Annotated in this window: 12 protein-coding genes; 7 read left to right on the top strand and 5 right to left on the bottom strand. The window is 56.2% G+C overall.

Going from position 1 to position 18715, the window contains the following annotated elements:
• The gene (locus ACXAH8_RS14535) at positions 1 to 1125 is read right to left on the bottom strand and encodes an MlaE family lipid ABC transporter permease subunit (protein WP_475219542.1); all 1125 of its coding nucleotides are present in this window, start codon (positions 1123 to 1125) and stop codon (positions 1 to 3) included.
• Positions 1126 to 1377: 252 nt separating this feature from the next.
• On the opposite strand from ACXAH8_RS14535, the gene ACXAH8_RS14530 reads away from it, so the two are divergent.
• The 3 genes from ACXAH8_RS14530 to ACXAH8_RS14520 all read left to right on the top strand — a co-directional run bounded on the left by ACXAH8_RS14530 (position 1378) and on the right by ACXAH8_RS14520 (position 5893).
• Entirely contained in the window at positions 1378 to 3243 is a 1866-nt protein-coding gene (locus ACXAH8_RS14530; RefSeq protein ID WP_475219723.1) for a PAS-domain containing protein, read from the top strand.
• Positions 3243 to 3944, top strand: coding sequence for a response regulator transcription factor (locus ACXAH8_RS14525; protein ID WP_475219540.1), 702 nt, complete (start codon positions 3243 to 3245; stop codon positions 3942 to 3944). The genes ACXAH8_RS14530 and ACXAH8_RS14525 overlap by 1 nt, the downstream gene beginning before the upstream one ends.
• A gap of 182 nt (positions 3945 to 4126) precedes the next feature.
• A complete protein-coding gene (locus ACXAH8_RS14520) occupies positions 4127 to 5893 on the top strand; it encodes an ABC transporter ATP-binding protein (protein ID WP_475219538.1) in 1767 nt (588 codons plus the stop codon).
• A 59-nt stretch (positions 5894 to 5952) separates the two neighbouring features.
• On the opposite strand, the gene ACXAH8_RS14515 is transcribed toward ACXAH8_RS14520, so the two are convergent.
• The 4 genes from ACXAH8_RS14515 to ACXAH8_RS14500 all read right to left on the bottom strand — a co-directional run bounded on the left by ACXAH8_RS14515 (position 5953) and on the right by ACXAH8_RS14500 (position 14182).
• The gene (locus tag ACXAH8_RS14515; RefSeq protein WP_475219536.1) at positions 5953 to 7263 is read right to left on the bottom strand and encodes an HlyD family type I secretion periplasmic adaptor subunit; all 1311 of its coding nucleotides are present in this window, start codon (positions 7261 to 7263) and stop codon (positions 5953 to 5955) included.
• Positions 7247 to 9394, bottom strand: coding sequence for a type I secretion system permease/ATPase (locus tag ACXAH8_RS14510; RefSeq protein WP_475219534.1), 2148 nt, complete (start codon positions 9392 to 9394; stop codon positions 7247 to 7249). The genes ACXAH8_RS14515 and ACXAH8_RS14510 overlap by 17 nt, the downstream gene beginning before the upstream one ends.
• A 100-nt stretch (positions 9395 to 9494) precedes the next feature.
• A complete protein-coding gene (locus ACXAH8_RS14505; protein ID WP_475219531.1) occupies positions 9495 to 10334 on the bottom strand; it encodes a SapC family protein in 840 nt (279 codons plus the stop codon).
• A 38-nt stretch (positions 10335 to 10372) separates the two neighbouring features.
• Positions 10373 to 14182 carry a beta strand repeat-containing protein gene (locus ACXAH8_RS14500; protein ID WP_475219529.1) on the bottom strand — a complete coding sequence of 1270 codons (3810 nt, stop codon included), beginning with the start codon at positions 14180 to 14182 and terminating at the stop codon, positions 10373 to 10375.
• A gap of 228 nt (positions 14183 to 14410) precedes the next feature.
• Here ACXAH8_RS14500 and ACXAH8_RS14495 point away from each other — a divergent pair, with 228 nt between their 5' ends.
• The 4 genes from ACXAH8_RS14495 (at position 14411) to ACXAH8_RS14480 (ending at position 18712) form a co-directional block, all read left to right on the top strand.
• On the top strand, positions 14411 to 16459 hold the full coding sequence (locus tag ACXAH8_RS14495; protein WP_475219527.1) for a dockerin type I domain-containing protein: 2049 nt from the start codon (positions 14411 to 14413) through the stop codon (positions 16457 to 16459).
• 241 nt (positions 16460 to 16700) lie between these two features.
• Positions 16701 to 17291 carry a TetR/AcrR family transcriptional regulator gene (locus ACXAH8_RS14490; RefSeq protein WP_475219525.1) on the top strand — a complete coding sequence of 197 codons (591 nt, stop codon included), beginning with the start codon at positions 16701 to 16703 and terminating at the stop codon, positions 17289 to 17291.
• Positions 17288 to 17551 carry a hypothetical protein gene (locus tag ACXAH8_RS14485; protein ID WP_475219523.1) on the top strand — a complete coding sequence of 88 codons (264 nt, stop codon included), beginning with the start codon at positions 17288 to 17290 and terminating at the stop codon, positions 17549 to 17551. The genes ACXAH8_RS14490 and ACXAH8_RS14485 overlap by 4 nt, the downstream gene beginning before the upstream one ends.
• Before the next feature lie 9 nt (positions 17552 to 17560).
• Positions 17561 to 18712 (top strand): aromatic ring-hydroxylating oxygenase subunit alpha, encoded by a 1152-nt coding sequence (locus ACXAH8_RS14480; RefSeq protein WP_475219521.1) that lies wholly within the window; start codon positions 17561 to 17563, stop codon positions 18710 to 18712.
• Positions 18713 to 18715: the final 3 nt, after the last annotated feature.

The following is an 18715-nucleotide window of genomic DNA, read 5'->3' as shown; positions in this document are numbered from 1 at the left end:
TCAGATCCCAATCTCAGAGAAGAAGATCGAAAACAGGGCGTCGATGGCGATCACCATGAAGATCGACTGCACGACCGAGGCCGTGGTGCGCTGACCCACGCTCTGGGCCGAGCCTTTAACCTGCATGGCCTGCCAGCAAGCGATCACGCCGATGACCAGCGCGAAGAAGGGCGCTTTGATCAACCCAACCGCCAATTGCCAGACATCTGTGCTTTCGTTCAAACGAGTAACGAACATGCCGGGGCTGATGCCAAGGTCGATCCAGCTCATCAATCCGCCGCCGAAAAGGCCCGCAAGATCGGCGACAAAACCCAGGATTGGGAGCATGATCAAAAGGGCCAGGACACGCGGCACCACCAGCACCTCGATCGGGTCCAGACCCAGCGTGCGCATGGCGTCTATTTCCTCCTGCACCTTCATCGACCCGATTGAGGCGGTAAAGGCCGACCCCGATCGACCGGCAACGATGATAGCAGTTAGAAGGATCCCGAGCTCGCGCAGTACTGAGATCGAGATCAGCTCGACCACGAAAATCTCGGCCCCGAATTGTTTCAGCTGCGTGGCCCCCTGAAAGGCCAGAACAACGCCGATCAGAAACCCCATCAAAGCCACGATGGGCAAGGCCTTAAACCCGGTTTCCTCCATATGTGTAAACAGGGCAGCCCGGCGCAAACGCCAGGGCATGACCAATGTTCGCCCAAGCCGATGCAGCGTTAGACCTAGGAACCCCAGGATCGAGAGCGTGTCCGTCCACGCGCCAACCGTTTTTTGACCCACGCTGGCGACCCAATCCACGGCATTGCGAGGCGGGGCCAGTTTTCCGGGATGGTCTGGGATGTTCTTCGATACGGTCTCGATCAGCGCGGCATGGGCCGGTTGAACGCCCCGGAATTCCAGCTGAGCGCCAGCCGTCGTGAACCGCTTGGCAAGATCCGCAACCAACCACGCGCCGCTTGTATCCAATGCTTCTACGTCCGACAGATCCAGCGTAACACGCCCGCCCTCTGGCTGAATGCCTGCAAAAGGCCCCTCGACCGGAGAAAGCAATTGCGTCAGCATTTCGCCTGCAAAGCGTATTCGAGTGCCATCGCTTTCGCGTTCGGCAGAAATGGTTGGGCTGCTCATATCTGTATGTGATGCAAAAAAGCCTGTATCTGCAATGGTTGTATGCCTTTGTCGCCGGATTTACAAATCCAGCATTGCGCCGCTGCGACACGTGCAGCTTGCACGCCACGGTTGTTCGGCGCGGACCTGCTTGCCGGTTTTGGGACAAATCAGCCGGCTGGGCGTTCGCCTCTACACCAAGTCTAAATCTGATGCTACGGATAGGCCGCAGGGAGGGCGATCTTGACCGTTAGCGAAAAGCGCATCAAGTCGATGACGACTGCCGGGCTGAATTTGATCGGTCAGGCGTTGTCTATCTATGACAACAAACTGCGTCTGGTTCTCAGCAATCGACGCTTTCAAGAGATGTTCGGTCTTCCCGACGACCTTGTGCAACCCGGCGCGTTGTTTCGTGACACGATCCACTTCCTGGTCACCCGCGGAGAATACGGGCCCGAGGGCGATGTAGACGAAATGGTGCAGCAGCGCGTCGAGCAAGCCATGGCGTTTGAGCCGCACTATATGGAGCGTGTCCGCCCAAACGGGCAGGTTGTCGCTGTTGAGGGATCGCCGCTGCCTCAGGGTGGTTGGGTCGCGGTTTACACCGATATCACAGGCACGAAACGCGCCGAAAACTTGCTTCGCGCCCGATCCGAGGAGCTTTCCGACCAACTGCTCAGCCATACCGAGGAGCTTTCGGCCACCAACCGCAAGCTTGCTGCCACCATTGCTGCGTTAGAAGAGGCCAAGCGCGAACTGACCGAGATCGAAGCCCGCACGCGCATGACGACCGAGATGATGCCCGCCCATATCGCGCATCTCGATGTAGAGGGGCGCTACGATTACTCAAACCGGCGGCTCAGCTCGGTGTTGCCGGGTCGCCCATCTGATATTCTGGGGCTGCATATCTCTGACGCGCTTGGCCGACACGCTTTTTCACGAGTCGAGCCGCATCTGTCAAAAGCCTATGGCGGCGAAACCTCCGTTTTCGAGTTCACGGAAGAGCAGGATTCCCGCCGCATTCGCGTGTCCTTTACCCCTGATGGAGAAGGCGGCGTTTATATTATGTCCGTAGACATCACCGAGGAAACCCAAACCCGCGTCGCGCTGCAACAAACGCGCCGTCGCGAGATGGCCGCGCAGATGACCAGTGGGTTGGCGCATGATTTTTCGAACTTGCTGACAATCATTTTGGGCATGCAGGGACGGTTGGACAAGATGAACCTGCCCGATGAAGCGCATGAATTGATCGCGGCGACCCGCCAGACCGCGCAGCGCGGCGGGCAACTTTTGAACCGGATAGCGGATATGACAGGGAACCGGACGCCCCAGCCCAAAGCGACGGATATGCTTCAATTGCTTGAGGATTTGCGCATTCTCGCCTCACCTTCTCTGCCGCGGGGGGTGGGGCTGTCGGTGGTCAACACTCTGCCGGATCAGGCCCTGATGTTGGACCCGGGCATGGTGCAGGATGCCTTGCTGAATTTGGTCCTGAATGCGCGCGACGCTTGCGGCAACAACGGTCAGATCACCATCAGCGCCCATGCGATTGGCGCGATTTGGGTAGAGATTACGGTCTCTGATACCGGGGCGGGGTTCTCGCCCGAGGCGCTGGACAAAGCCCTCAATCCGTTTTTCACTACCAAGGGCAGCGACGGGTCTGGCCTTGGTTTGCCAATGGTCTATGACACGGTGAAACTGGCCGGAGGGGACCTGAGCCTGAAGAACACGCCCTCGGGGGCGTCGGTTGTATTGCGGCTTCCGTACCGCCCTGCGCCCCCCATGCGCGGCGGATTGGTTCTGCTGGTCGAAGATAATCAGGACTTGCGCCTCCAGTTTCGCGACATGCTGATCGACTTTGGGTTTTCGGTCATCGAGGCAACCTCGGTCGCCGAAGCATTGACGCTGGTGAGCGAACTGGATGACATTGTTCTGGTCCTGTCCGATATCCGGTTGGAAGGGGAGGCAACCGGGCTGGACCTGATGGAGCGTCTCAAACCCCGGCTGCCATGTATCTTGATGACGTCGTTGCCATCGACTGATCCTGTGTTGAAGCGCGCGATCGGTCGGGTGCCTGTCTTGCACAAACCGTTCACTCCTAAACAACTTTCGGCTTTGATCCGAACCGAGGCTGCTTGATGACTCAACCGTTGGTGACCATTCTCGATGATGAACCCGAGATCCGCCATATTCTGACGGAGACCCTGCAAGACGCAGGTTTTCGAACCCAGAGCTTTTCACGAGCCCGCGAATTCGAGGCCGCGTTAAACCGAGTGACGCCCGATGTCTGCCTGGTCGATCTGTCTCTGCCAGATACAGATGGTCTTGCGCTGGTGCATCGTCTAGCCTTGGAGCAGGGCGCTGCCGTCATCATCATTTCAGGACGCGCGCAGGTGCAGGATCGGGTCACCGGGTTAGAGCTTGGGGCTGACGACTATATCACCAAACCGTTCGACCCTGCTGAGGTCGTGGCGCGCGTGCGGGCGCGCTTGCGGGCTCCGAAGGGGCAGGTGGCGCACTCGGAGATGGCCAGTTTCAACGGTTGGGTCGCGCATTTTGACCGCTATGTTCTTGAGGATCAAAACGGCGCAGAAACCGCTTTCAGCCATGCAGAAGGCGAAGTGCTGCGTCTGTTTCTCGAAAGTCCGAAACGTCTGATTAGCCGTGCCCAGATGCAGGAAACGCTGGGCGGCGCAGCAGGTGAGAGCTTTGATCGTGCAATGGATGTGCGTATTTCCCGCCTAAGAACTAAGCTGGGTGAAGATCCCAAAAACCCTCGATTGATCAAAACGATTTATGGCGCAGGTTATATTTTCCTGGGCGATGTGGTCTGGCACTGAAGGTCCCGGTGCGCGCATTTGACCCTGCTTCAAGGATATCTGCACGGGTGGGCTGGAAACTCGGGCTTGTCCTGATTAACTAAAGCGACCTCGACGACCGAGGGGCAGAGGTCTAAGACGCCGCTGTTTAACCGTGCGGTTGCCCGTTAAGGGCGACGACACCAGATGATCTGGAGTGTGAAATGATCGGCAAGGCCTGGGCAAAATGGCGATCGGGCTATATAGGTCGGCTTGTCGTGGAAAGTCTGCGCAAGCAAGGATGGATGTACGGCATAGCGATGGGTGCGATGGTAATCGTTGCTGCCACGACCGCTGGTACGGCTTGGATGATGGAGAACATCGTTGATGCCATGACCACCCCGGAAATGAGGTCTCAGGCACATTGGATCGCGCTTCTTGTTGTCGGGTTGTTCGGCGCTAAGGCGTTCGCTTCCTATATTCAGTCGATTTTTTTGGCGCGCGCGGGGAACCGAATTATCGCAGTCCAGCAGGAGCGGTTATACAATCGGCTTCTACAGCGCGGCATTGGGTATTTTGCCGAGATTGAATCCTCGAACCTGTTGATGAGGGTCACCGCAGGGGCGGGTGCCGCCCGGAACCTGGTAAACATCATCGTGACCAGCTTCGTACGCGACGCGCTGACGCTTGTTGGTCTGGTTATTGTAATGATCTATCAGCAACCGCTGCTGTCCGTGCTGTTTTTCGTCGTTGGTCCGGTTGCTTTGATAAGCGTGCGCTATCTGTTGAAGAACGTTCGGCGAATTATGCAGGCCGAGTTGAAATACCTTTCCGAGATCATCCAGGTCCTTCAGGAAACTTCGAACGGGATCAAAGTTATCAAGGTCTTCAGCCTTGAAAACCGCATGACCGATCGGATGAACACTGCGATCAAACGCGTCGAGAAGCGTTCGAACGACATCGCCTCTTTGCAGGCCATCGCCAGCCCGCTGATGGAATTTCTGGCCGGTCTTGCTGTTGCCGGTATTCTGGTTGTCAGTACTTTGGGGATCGGAGGGTCTGAGCCTCCGACAGCGGGTCAGCTGATGTCGTTTATCACGGCCCTGCTGATGGCCTATGAGCCCGCCAAACGCTTGTCGAAAATGAGGGTTTCTATCGAGACCTGCATGGTACCGATTGGTCTGATGTTCGAGCTTCTGGATGAACAGGATTCTATGCAGGAGCATTCAGAACCAAAAGAGATGGTTAAAGGTCCGGGCGAAATTCGCTTGCGTGATGTGACCTTCGGGTATCAGGGGGCAATACCCGTTATCAAGGATATGGATGTCACTTTCGAAGCAGGAAAAACCACGGCCCTCGTAGGCCAATCCGGCGGAGGAAAGTCCACGATTTTCGGCCTGATCATGCGATTTTATGATCCTAATCAGGGCTATGTTGAGATTGACGGCCAGGATTTGACCGAGGTCAGCTTTGCATCGCTTCGCCGAAAAATATCCTATGTTGGGCAGGACACGTTCCTCTTCTCAACCACCGTCATGGACAATTTGCGCTATGTAGCGCCCGACGCGACGGATGAAGAAATTGTCGCAGCTGCGCGAGCAGCGCATGCCCATGACTTCATCTCTCAGTTGTCAGAGGGCTATGACACTCAGGTTGGGGAAAACGGAGCTTTTCTTTCCGGAGGTCAGAAACAGCGGATCGCAATTGCTCGGGCAATTTTGCGCAAAGCGGAAATCCTTCTGCTGGATGAGGCCACAAGTGCGCTGGATGCTGAATCCGAAACTCTGGTCAAAAAGGCATTGGACAAGCTGACGGAAGGGGTCACGACAATCGTAATTGCCCACCGGCTATCGACGGTTCTGGAAGCGGACAACATCATGGTCGTTCAGGATGGTCAAATTGTTGAGCAAGGGACCTTGAATGTGTTACTGGAAGAAAACGGTGCGTTCCGACGGCTGTTTGACCAGCAATTCAAGAAGCCTAACTCCTAATTTAAACTCGTTTAATTCGACTCCATTGATTTGAATGTGACGCAATGACCAAGCTAGCGCTATTCCCGCAGCGCTTGTTCCTTAATTTTCACGACCGGTTGCACCAAATAGTCCAGAACGGTTTTGCGCCCAGCCAGAATATCGACCTCGGCGATCATGCCAGGAATGATTTCAAGAGCGATTCCGGAGGCGTCGAGCATTATGCCGTTCGTGCGGATCTCGATGACAAAGACCTCTTCGTCGTTGCGCTCGGACCGGGTGATGGTATCTGCGCCAATTCGAACAATTTCACCCTCCAGCCCGCCGTAGCGGGCGAAATCATAGGCGGTGATTTTGACTTTCACGGGCTGTCCAGCATGAAGAAATGCGATATCCTGTGGGCGAACATAGGCTTCGACCAGCAAACTGTCATCCAATGGAACGATCTCGACCAACTCCTCTCCGGTGCGGGCAAGGCCACCAAGAGTTGTGCGGTGGATACGGTTTACGATGCCGCGCGCCGGGGATTGAACCTTGGCTCGAGACGCCCGATCCTGCAGAGCTGGCAGCATTGGTTCCAGGGCGGAAAGTTCAGCTGTCGCGAGGGCGAGGTCGGTCAGAGCATTGCTCCGAAATCTACTGCGCGCCGCTCGGATTCGGTCATCAATCTCTTCCAGACCAGTTTTTAGTCGGCTGGTCGCAGCTGCGGCTCTGACCCGGCGACCTTTCCATTCTGCCTCACTGCGCCTAAGCGCTAAAAGCGTGGTCGCGGGCTCCATTTTGCTGGCGACCAGAGGTGCCATCATCGCCCGTTCTTCAGCCAGAACGCTCAGCGTTTCTTCTGCCGTAACCTGATCCACCAATCCTTCTTCGTATTCCCGGTGGCGTTGTTGTTGCTGTCGCAGCAAGATATCAATTTCCACCTGCAATTCGGCTTGCCGACCCTGGTACAAAGCCGTTTCAGATTGAACTACATCCGGTGCGCCTGTGACGAGCGTAGCGTCAAACTGAAGGTCCCGGCCCTTGATCTCGGAGTTTAGCCGCTGGATCCGAGCCATCAGGCCAAATGCGCGTTGTTGTTCCTGATTCAACTGGCTGTCGATTTGCGTTGTGTCAAATTCCATCAACAAGGTGCCGGCTTGAACCACTTCGCCTTCCCGCACGTGCAATGCCTTCAGAACACCTGGCTCTGTTGCTTCGATGATCTGGATGTCACCAGATGGCACAATCCGGCCATCTACGCGGGTTACGTCGTCCAACTCGGTCAGATACGCCCAAAGCCCGGCCGTGAGGAGGCATGCGAGAATTGCCATAAGCAGAAGAGAATTCCGTAAAGGCGAGGCTCCGCGCGTGGCGCGTTCCAATGAGGCAAGATCATGATGCTGCGACATTCAGGTGCCTCCTGTTTTGACGTGCATGTTGTGACAGAAGGCTTTTTGGCCCGTCTTTCGCGATTTGACCGTCGTTAATGACGATAACGCGGTCCACCAGTTCCAAAAGGCTCGGGCGGTGCGTGACAATCACCATCGTCGTGTCCGGGGTGGCCTGCTTAAGGCGCGAAAGAACGCGCGCTTCGGTTTGCACATCCATGGCGCTTGTGGGCTCATCCAGCAGTAGAACCGATGGGTTGCCTATCAATGCTCGCGCCAAGGCAATCGCTTGTCTTTGTCCACCAGAAAGCCCTTCGCCCCTTTCCGCAAGCAGTCGGTCATAACCTGATGGATGACGCGCCACAAAATCCTCAACTCCGGCAATTTGCCCGGCTTCAATCACTTCTTCGTCGCTCGGTCTGATGGAGCCACTGGCGATGTTTTCGCGGATCGAGCCGGAAAACAGCCAAACATCCTGTAAAACAGAGCCGACACCGCGTCGTAGATCGCCTGGGTCAACTTGCCGAATGTCCAACCCATCCAGCATGATTGACCCGACCCGAGGCGCGTAGAGGCCCAGCAACAGTCGCGCGATTGTGCTTTTGCCCGAGCCAATTTGGCCAAGTATTGCGACTTTCTCACCCGGGCTGATAGTGAAAGAGACACCTTTCAACGTATCTTCGGATTGATCCGGGTATGTGAAGTGAACATTGCTGAACGAGATCGCGCCCTTGAAGCGTGAACGACCGATCCAGGTTCTGCCTTCCGGCCGCTCACTGTCTGCCCGCATAATCTGGTTGAGGTTTTGAAAAGCGCTGCGCGCCTGATTGTACCGCGTCAATGTTTGGGCCAATTGCCCAAGAGGTGCCAAAGCGCGACCGGTCAACATGACAGCTGCGATCAGGGCGCCCATGCTGGCCTGCCCTTCTGTGACCAGGAAAACACCATAGAAAACGATCAGCACCTGCGCCGCCTGTTGCGTGAGACCAGTCAGATTCAGGGCGAATTGTGTAATCGCGCGACTGTGAACTCCGTGGTTCGATTGTCGTTCTATCGCGCTTTCCCAACGGGCACGCATCTGACGATCCGCAGAAGTGGTTTTTATGGTCTCGAGGCCTGAGACGGCCTCAACAAGAACCGATTGTTTGGATTGGCCGTCCTTGAATTGCCGTTCGGCCAAGCGCGATAGCATAGGTTGGGCGAGCAATCCGGCCAGCAGCACGATGGGTACCGCCATGGCAGGAACGATGGCGAGCGGCCCGCCCACCAGGTAGATCACAAAGACAAACAGAGCGATGAAGGGCAGGTCGACGATCGCAACCAATGTTGCGGACGTGAAAAACTCGCGCAGTGTCTCGAACTCGCGAACCGTATTTGCCATCGCGCCGGTCGATCCGGTGCGAGACTTCATTTGAATATCGAGTAATTTGTCAAAAATGCGCCGCCCCATCAGCCGATCAGCCTTTTGACCGGCTTGATCAATGAATCCAGCTCTTAGAATCTTGAGCAGGAAATCGAAGCCAAGGGCGAGGCCCACGCCTATGGTCAGTGCAATCAGAGACTCCGTTGCTTCATTTGGAAGAACACGGTCATAGACGACCATGATGAAGATAGAAGTCGAAAGCCCTAGAAGATTGGCGAGCGCTGCTGCGAGAATGACTTGGCAATAGGACCAGCGATTGGCCGCCAAAGCAGACCAGAACCAATGTCCAGACCGTTGGGCCTCGCTATTCTTCAAGATATCTTGATGATCTCGGCGAAATAGGATTGCATAGCCGGTATAGGCTTTGTCCAACTGCGTTTCCGGAATTGTCCCGGTTCCGGGCCCGATGCAAGGGTCGTACACCAATAGCATGCCGTCGTCGCTGCGCCCATGATAGACAACGGATCGTCCCCCCTCCAGCAACAGTATGGCTGGTGACAAATCGTCATCCAATTTGCTCAGTAAGCGTGCGCCATACCCTGCCTGAAGACCGCTTTGGCGTGCAAGCGCCAGTGCATCACTTATCGAGAGACCATTTTCCAATTCTGACTGCGCAGCAAAGAGAGACGCTTTTGTTATTGGGCGTTCAAGTGTCTCACCCACATGCAGAATACACGTTTCGAGTTCTGTCAAACGTGATGTGTCCAGTTGGGTTTCGTGCCGCGTCATGAATCAGTTCCTCTCCGGCAAGTTAGAGCAGCGAAGAATTGGAATGCGTCCGCTGATCGGATCTGTTTTCGGTTTTGTTGCGTCGTATGGCGACCAGGGGTTATCGGGCACAAGCGTGTATCTCCGAATTCTGGCCCCAAGAGGTTTCGCTCGTTTGCGCATCGGCCAATGCAGATAAGAAGCCTTCGGCATTGGCCTTCCGCTCAGCATCCATTGAACCCGGATCATGTGTCATTCGTGATTGTACTTGGGTCAACCAAGGTATGTGAGACAGCGAGATTTGATGCGCGTGGACTAGCCGCAGAGCGCCAAAAGCCGTCAGTGTGGCCAGCTGCTTGTTTGTCAAACTGTTCAACCGATCGGTCGAGATACCCCACCAGCCCCTTGGCAAAATGCAGCTCTCGTATTGGGTGAGTGGGTCCAACAAGTTCATTTCCAAAAGTACATCACAAATGGCCTTTGTGGTTTGCGCGGACGACATTCGACCTTGGAAGAACGTCACTAAGGCTTCAAGATTGGAAGAAAGCGCTCCTGTGTCACGGTAGAAGGCCTCATCTCTGGGGTCATCACTGATTAAGCCAAGGGTCTCGTCGACCAACAACTGGAATTGAGCGTCCTTGACCTGCCCACCTCTTGGTATTGGTTCGGCATCGAAAGGCGGGCACCTCATCGCAGAGGGCAAGTAGGGTGCCAACCATCCGCCTGTTTCAGACACAAATGGGTTTTCGGCCTCGTCTGTCAGGGAAAACACTGCGACCGGCTCTACCCGGCCCTCCGTTTTGCGGAACACAAGCGGGAAAGCAGCCGCTACGGGGAAAACTTCTGCCGCAACAACTGAACATTCGGTCACGTGCCTTGTATGGTCGAATGAGGTGAAGCGTTTCCAGAACTTGTGACCATACCTCTGGAATGAGAGGGGTTTGAGGTGGGTTTTTGACATGGCTGCCTTCCAAACTCTCGGCCAATCCTAGAAAAGGACTAGGCGGTGGCACCTGTGGGATCGGTATGCAGGATATTGTCTGCACTCAGGCTGCTCAGATCATTCAGACCATCGAACACGGCGAGCGTATCAACAGTGACGTCGTCTGATGCAGAGAAGCTGGCTTTGACGAGCTTGGCGTCGGTTCCATCGGTTGTCAGGGCATAGATCTCGTCTCCGGCCTGCGCTCCGACCAGGCTCTCCAATGCCAATTCAATGGTGCTGGCCGTGAGGTCGCTGAGGATGGTCGTAAAGCCGATGAAGCCTGTATCTATTCCCGGATTGCCGCCTTGGCTCAGGAATTCCACGTCCGTTCCCGTGCCTCGCAACGTGGCGACGTCGAGGCCCCTGAACATCAGGGCATCTGCGACTTCCGTTGCAGTTCCGGTACTGAACCCCGTGATGGTATCCGTGCCATTGATTGCAGGGTCTGCTTCGAACACAACAATGTCTCGGCCTGCCTCTTTCAGGTCAATCGTATCGTCGCCATCACCCCCCCTGATGATCGTGTCCACATTGCTTGCACCTATGACATCGTCAGTGGTCGTCCCTGATTGGTAGACAGAGTCGCCTCCGTTTGGCGTGACGATCTTCAGCTCAAAGGGTTGATTGATGTCCTGAATGTCGACGGAAAACTGCACGAGAGGGGCCGAAATGTCGGAGAAACTGAGTGTGGCTCCGGCGAAATTGACGAAACTGGGGTTGGCTGCGTTCATGGCAAGAGGCAATTGCCCGTTGAATATGATGGAGCCGCTGTCAAAGGTGACCTGAGCGGAGTCGAACTCTAAACGCATGTCTACAAATAACCCGCTCGACAGATCACGGTCGGCTTCCGAATAAACCGCGAACTGGACGGTTGAGCCGCTTCTGCCGACTTCCGAGATGACATAGGCTGCGGGCGTATGAGCTGTGGCGTCAGCACTCACCGGAAGGGGGTCAGGCCCTCCCGATACTGTTGCTTCTGCCGAGAAGCTCAGATCCGTCCCGGCCGTCGTGCCGGCAAAAGCGGAGGCTGCGATAGGCGCAGACCATGTTCCATTTGCGGCGACGATTGCGGTGCCAACGGATGTACTGCCCAACAGGATATCAACCGTCTGCCCAGCGGCCAAACCGACCGAAGAACCGCTAATTGTAGCCCCGGAACTTTGCACATCGGCAAGAGAGATCGCCCCATTTGTTCCAATCGAATCGAGGCTCAGGGTGGGCCGGAAATCGGTTGAGAAGGAACCTGTTGCCGCGTTGGAGGTATTGCCAGCAGCGTCTTCAACCGATGCCGAGACCTGAAAGCTTGTGCTGTCGGCCAAGGCTGCGAGATCGCTGGTTGGAATATCCGCACTCCAACTCCCGTTCATTGCGGTAGCTGTATAGGTCTCGCCGCCCAAGGTGATGGTCACGGTGTCTTCGTTGTCCGCCGTTGTTGTGCCTGAAACCGTCAGGTCCTGCCCACGCTCCACGACATCAAGAACTGCTCCGATGGACAGAGGATCGAGGGTAATGCTGGGTGCCGCAAAATCAGTTGAAAAACCCAGTGTGGTTTTGGACGTGTTTCCAGCTGCATCAGCCACGGTCGCGGTGATGGTATAGCTTTCCTGATCCTGAAGCCCCAAAAGATCGGACGCATTTGTCACCAATGTCCAATTGCCACCGGTTACGGTTGTTGTGTCGGTGACGTCAACCGTGCCGTCGGCGCGTGCGATCGTGATGGACACGACAGCCCCTACGCCTGCATCGCTTGTGCCTGAAATGGTCAGATCCGTTGTCCGTTCGGCGGCGTTCATGATCGAGCCGTCCGAAACACCCGTGATCGCGATGGTTGGATCAGTGAAATCTGTATCGAAGCTGCCTGTCGCCTGAACAGCCGGGTTTTCGGCGATGTCTGAGACATCTGCCGTCACGGCAATCGTTGCTCCGTCTGCGAAGAGTGCCAGATCAGCGGCTGGCACCGTTACGGTCCACGCCCCGCCCGAGGCCTCGGCGGTGTAGGTTAGCCCATTCATGCCAACGGTTACGGTTTGATCGTCTTCAGCTGTGGTGGAACCCGAAATGGTCAGATCCGTTCCTCGCTCTACCGCATTCATGACGGCACCGTCCGAGAAACTGTCGATGGTGACTGTCGGAGCGCTAACATCCTTGGCCAATTGCGCTGTTGCTTGAGGCGCAGCCAGCCCGTCCGCGTCAGACACATTGGCTGTTATCGTAAAATCGCCGCCATCGGACAGAGCCGCCAGATCGGCTGTCGGGACGGTTACGCTCCAGGTGCCACCCGAAACGAGGTCCGTATAGGTCTGGCCGTTCAGCGTGACGGAAACCTGCTGGTTGTCGCCAACATTTCCTGTTGTGCCTGAAATGGTCAAATCTGAAGCGACCTCGGCAGCGTTCAGGATGTCACTTACGGATAAGGGCGAAATGGCGATGGATGGACCCGAGAGGTCAACAGGCACCGTTGCCGTCATGGTGGTCGCTGGGTTGCCAGCCGCATCCGCGAGCGAAACACTGATTTCTGCCGGAGTGCCCGTCGTCAACCCGGCAAGATCTGCGTTGGGAATGGTGACAGACCAACTGCCGCCCAGCGTCGTGCCGGTAAAGGACTGCCCGTCCAATACAAGCGTTACAGTTTGATTGTCCTCGGCTGAAGTTGCCCCGGTCAAGGTCAGATCGCCGGTTACATCAATAAGGTCAATGGACCCTCCGCCAACCGGATCGAGCGTGAGGGTTGGGGCCGTGAAGTCTGTATCAAAACTGTTGCTGGCTTGAACGGCCGGATTGCCAGCGCGGTCCGAGACATCGGCTGTGACGCTTATGGTTGCTCCATCCGCCAGCGCCGCCAGATCGGCGACAGGTACGGTTGCTGACCATTGGCCTTTGGACACCGTACCGGTATACGTCTGGCCATTCAGAGAGACGCTAACCGACTGCCCATTTTCGGCATCTGTTGCGCCACTTACGACAAGATCCGTTCCCTGTTCGGCGGCGTTCATGACGGCCCCATCCGAGAAACTGTCAATGCTGAGCGTTGGTGGGATGGTGTCTACGACCACGGTTGCCGTCGATGCGGAGATCTGGTCCCCGAAGGTATCGAGCATTCGGACAGTCACCGTGGATTGACCTTGGGCCATGGCGCTTGCCTCGGGCGCTGTAAGGGTGACGGTCCAGTTCCCCTCGGAATCCGGTGTCACGGTTTTGGTCACGGAGCCGATTGTAACCTCGACCGAGGTCGCATCGTCCGGCGCAGTTGCGTTGGTCAGAGTGCTATTGAGGGAGGTGGCCTGCAGCTCTGCCAGATTCAGCGTAGGGAAATTTGGAGTAGGGGCTGGATCGTCCCCACCGCCTCCACCGCCGCCACCTGCTGCGGCCGCGCCGGCGAGACCAAGACCCGCCGCCGCAGCACCCATGCCGCCCAGACCACCTGCCGCTGAGGCGGCTCCGGCCTCGGCGACGGCGCTGAATTCGACGATCTGATAAACCATCGCCTCGGCGATCATGATCGAGCCGCTTTCAAGGACCTGAACATGTTCAGCCGCAACAACCATCGTGCGCCCATCGAGCATTTTCAGCAGAACATCCCCATTGTCCATGAGCTTTGCTGATTTCACACCCGGGATCGTATCCGCGAATTGGAACGCATAGAGTTCCTCGACCGTCGCCTGCGCAAAAGCCGGAAGGGTCAGCAAGGTCGACACCAAACCGCCCGCAATGCCGCGCCCGGACAGTTTGCGCAGTTTGCGCTCGATCCACGAACGCTTGTGGCGATCGCGGTCTGCCCCTGAAAGATCGGCTGGCGTTTCAGTATGGCGCTCAGGTGTCTTCATCGTCTTGCCCCTCAGATTTGGTGTCCGCGATCCTGGGAAGGCCGTTCCCGACATGACGCTTTGTTCATCTGTCTTGCCTTCCGGTTCCCACCGCGGGCGAACCTGGAAAAATTGAGTTAAACTGAAGCCGAACTCCTCGTTTTCACCACATTCCCGCTTTTGTTTCGGTCTGGGCATCAGATCATCCTCAGGTCATTGCCAGGGGTGGCATTGGGGGTGATCAAAGTAATGCTTCAATTCGAAACTGTGGTTGCAACGGGAAGCCCGGCGCTCGATTCAGGTATCGGCGATACGGCTTTAAAAACGTTTAACGGGGATACGTATCTCTATTCCGTCACCGGTCCGTTCGGTGGCGTTGCCGCCTGGCGCCTCACCGAAGGGGCTGGGCCGCAGCTGGTGGATACGGTCTATCATAGCGGTCCGATCCTGTATCAAGTGGGCCGGACAGGCGTCCCCATCACACTGGGCGCAGAGGACCAACTGGCCCTTGATGTCAACAATGCAACGGGTTTGGTGGGGTATACTCTGAACGAGGATGGCACCTTTGGAGATCTTCAGGAAACCGGAACGCTCGTCGGTGGCGGAGACATCTCGGCGATGGCGCAGCTGGCCGTCGGAGGGCAGAGCTATCTGACTCTTGCACATGAAGATACCGATCAGATCGGCAGCTATGCGGTCAATCCAGACGGCACGCTTTCGGTTGTGTCGCTGGTCTCTGGTCAAGCCGATTCGATGCATGCTGCGAAGGTTGGAACCGAGCAATTCGTGATCACCACAAATGCTGTGAATAGTGAAATCTCCGTATTTGATGTTTCCGCAAGCGACGGCAGCCTCAGCGCTCTGGACAACAGTGCCGCTGTTTCAACGATGGGAATCTCTACGCCCACGGCGATTGAGGTGGTCGAGGCCTATGGGCAATCCTGGGTCATCGTGGCGGGATCGGGCAGCAATTCCCTCAGCGTTATGGGATTGCGCAGCGATGGTCGGTTGATCCCCAAGGATCATGTTCTTGATACGTTGAATACCCGGTTTGAATCCGTGCAGGATCTGTCGGTGATCGAGGTGAATGGCCGTGCGTTCATCGTGGCGGGCGGGTCCGACGATGGCGTCAGCCTGTTCACGTTGACCCCGAATGGAAAGCTGATCTATCTGGATAGCTTTGCCGACACGTTGGATAGTGGGTTGAGGAACGTCCAGACCCTCAGCCTCGCCCATATCGGTGATGAGCTTCAGGTCCTGGCTACGTCGCAGCAGGATCCCGGACTGACGCAGCTGAGCTTTTCTTTGGCAAATCTTGGCGTCGTCCTGGACGGTAGCGGGGCGGTTATGGGCACGGCGCAGGACGACATGCTCAGCGCGGGGGTTCTGGATGCCCAACTGTCTGGCGGGGAGGGAGATGACGTCCTCATTGCAAGTAGCAGTGAGACGACACTGACAGGCGGGGCAGGGGCCGATATCTTCATCATGCAATATGGCAGCGATCCCACGACAATAACGGATTTCGAAGCCGGCACTGATCGATTGGACATGTTCGACTATCTGCTGCTGCGTACCCCCGATCAATTGACCTTTACCGCCACATCCCAAGGGGCCGACATCCAGTATCTGAATGAGGTCGTCCACGTAATTTCCTCAACCGGTGCGTCATTGACGAAAGAAGAGGTTTTTGGCTCCGGGTTCGGTGGACCAGACCACATTCCGGTGGATTTCGGTACGTTCGGCGGGTTGGAGCCTGCAAGCTCGGACGGCATTCAGGGCCGCGTGCGCGTCGATTCCGAGACCGCCAATCCGGCTCTTGCAGATGCCGAGATCAAGTTCACTCCGACCGGAGGCGGCACCGTAACCGCAACCACGGATGAGACCGGACGCTTCGATCTGAACGTTCCGAACGGGACGTTGGTCGGAGAGCTGGAGGTCGTCAAAACCTATTCAACAGCGAGCGGACGGGTTAACGCTCTGGATGCGTTGCAGGTTCTGCGCATCTCGGTTGGTTTGGATCCGACATGGGGACCAGCCGCTCCAGAAAACCTGATTGCCGCAGATATCACCCAGGACGGAGCCGTTAACGCCCTGGACGCGCTTTCCATCCTACAGGCGGCGGTCGGACAAACCTCACCCTATCCCGCGAAATGGGTTTTTCTGGACGCAGATGCCGACCTCTCAGGGACAACGCGAAATGCGGTGACCTATGACACTCAGATGGATGTTACTGTCCAAAACGGTTCAATTGCGGTGGATATGACCTCTATTCTTTTGGGGAACATCGAGTCGTTGTGACGGCGTTCTGCGGTCCGTTTGCCTGGGCTGACCTTGCTTTCCTGAACCGGCTTGCGGTCCTGTTGAAAAAGCTGAGGTGCGGGGTGCCGCACGAGCGACCGCAGATGATGAGGCTGGCCCCTCACTTTAGCCCTTCCGAAATTCAGTTTCTTTTCACGCGCTGATCAAAAAGTTAAATTGTCATGGTTGACAAATAACCTTTAGTCATTATTTGTCATTAGTGACAATTTATGAGGCCGCAATGCCAAGACCATCGCTGAAAGACCAACGATCTCAGGAAATCCTGGATGCGTACCTAACATGTGTGGCGCGGTTCGGCCTTGACGGCGCGACCCAGGAACGGATCGCAGAGGAAGCTGGCGTCAAACGCCCCCTGCTGCGCCACTATCTTGGCAACAAGGACGAAATGATTACCGCACTTGCCGAGTACACCCTTGAAGGCTTTGCTATGTCACTGGACGGCCTGCGACACGCCCTGCCAGATAGAGCAACGCCAACCGATCTTGTGAACGCTCTTTTTGCCGAAAACAGCGGAACTGATCCGCGGTTGATGCTGGCGTATCAGGCGCTGGTGACAGTTGTTCCGGATCGCCCCGAATTGCGGCAGGATCTTATGGACAGCCTAAGTGATTTCTTTGATGTGGTTGAGGATGTCCTGAAGCGCGCCGCACCTAACGCGCCGGATGCAAGCATTCGTGCCGTGACTCAGGGTATTTCCGCAATCTTTGTCAGCATGGATGCCCTGTCGCCACTCGAGCCACCCAAAGTCTGGCGCGCGGAATTGAAACTGGCGGCTTCTTTGCTGGCCTCTACGCTGGAGGCCGAGCGATGAGCCACGCCAGAACCGCGAACTATATAGCTATGCCTGTACTGTTGGCTGCAGCTGTCCTGGGTTACTACTGGGTCTGGGGGCTGCTCTTCCTGTGGTGGACCATTCCGACCATCCTGAATGGTCAGACCTTTCTGGTGTTCGAGATCAACCGAGACGACGACCCAGTTCTTTTCTGGTCCATAGTCTGCCTCTGGGCATTGTCGGGATTGATGATGCTCGCCGCCAGCCTTTTTCCGCAACACGCCCATCTGATGACCTGAGGGAAAAAGATGACCAAAATGTATCATCACCTGCCTGTCGAAGCTTATACCTCGCAGGATTGGTTCGACCGAGAACAACAACAAATCTTCTCACGCACCTGGCGTTTTGCGGGACTGGTTGAAGATATCGAAGGCCCCGGGCACTATCTGTCGGTGCAGGCAGGTTTGAACAACCTGTTTGTCGTCATGGGGCGCGATCACCGGCTGCGGGCCTTTCACAATATATGCCGCCATCGCGGGACACAGCTGATCCGCGCGGTCGGCAAGACGCAAAAAGCGCTTACATGTCCCTACCACGATTGGACCTATGATCTGGAAGGCAACCTGATCTCCGTCCCCGATGAGGCGTCCGAATTTCCCGGTGGTGTCGATAAATCCTGCCTTGGCCTCAAACCGGCCAGCGTAGACGTCTGGCGCGGTATGCTGTTCGTTCATCCCGATCCGAATGCGCCCACGCTTGCGGAATGGTTCGGCGAGGTCGATCCATTCCTTGGCCCGCACAAGCCCGAGGAACTGGTAGAGTACGCTGAAGGCCGGAACACCTATGAGATCAAGGCCAATTGGAAGATCGTTGTCGAGAATTACATCGACGTCTATCACCTGAGCCACCTGCACTCGAACACACTGCACATGTATGATCATGCCAAGGCAGAATACGGGTGGAAGGGGCCGCACTATCACTTTTGGGAGCCTCCGTCCGCGGAGTACGCCAAGGATCATGAGGCGAACCTGCCGATGCCGCGCGCGATCCCAAAACCCCATGTCGGCGCGTGGGTTCCAATGCTCTTTCCGGGCATTGGTATCGGGGCCAGTGAGGAAAGCTGGAACCTGTTTATCATCACGCCACTGGCGCCGGACCTGACGCGCATCGAAAATCGCACGAAACTGGCCAATGAATCTGATTGGGCGTTTCAGAAACAACAGCGGAAAAGCTGGGGTTTTTGGAAGGACTTTGGCAGTGCCAAGTATCAAGGGGCCGATGTCGCAGGCGAAGATGATCCGATGGCATCCGGAGACTTCACGACCGAGGATATCTATGCCTGCGAACAACAGCAGAAGTCCCTGAAAAGCCCTTACTTGGAAATCGGCCCGGCCGGTATTGGTGAAAACCCGATTACACAGCACCAGAAAGCCGTGTTGGAGTTCATGAAGGATGATTGAACA

This window comes from Ruegeria sp. ABV3_008, assembly GCF_056161185.1.
This window is presented reverse-complemented; position numbering and strand designations above follow the sequence as displayed.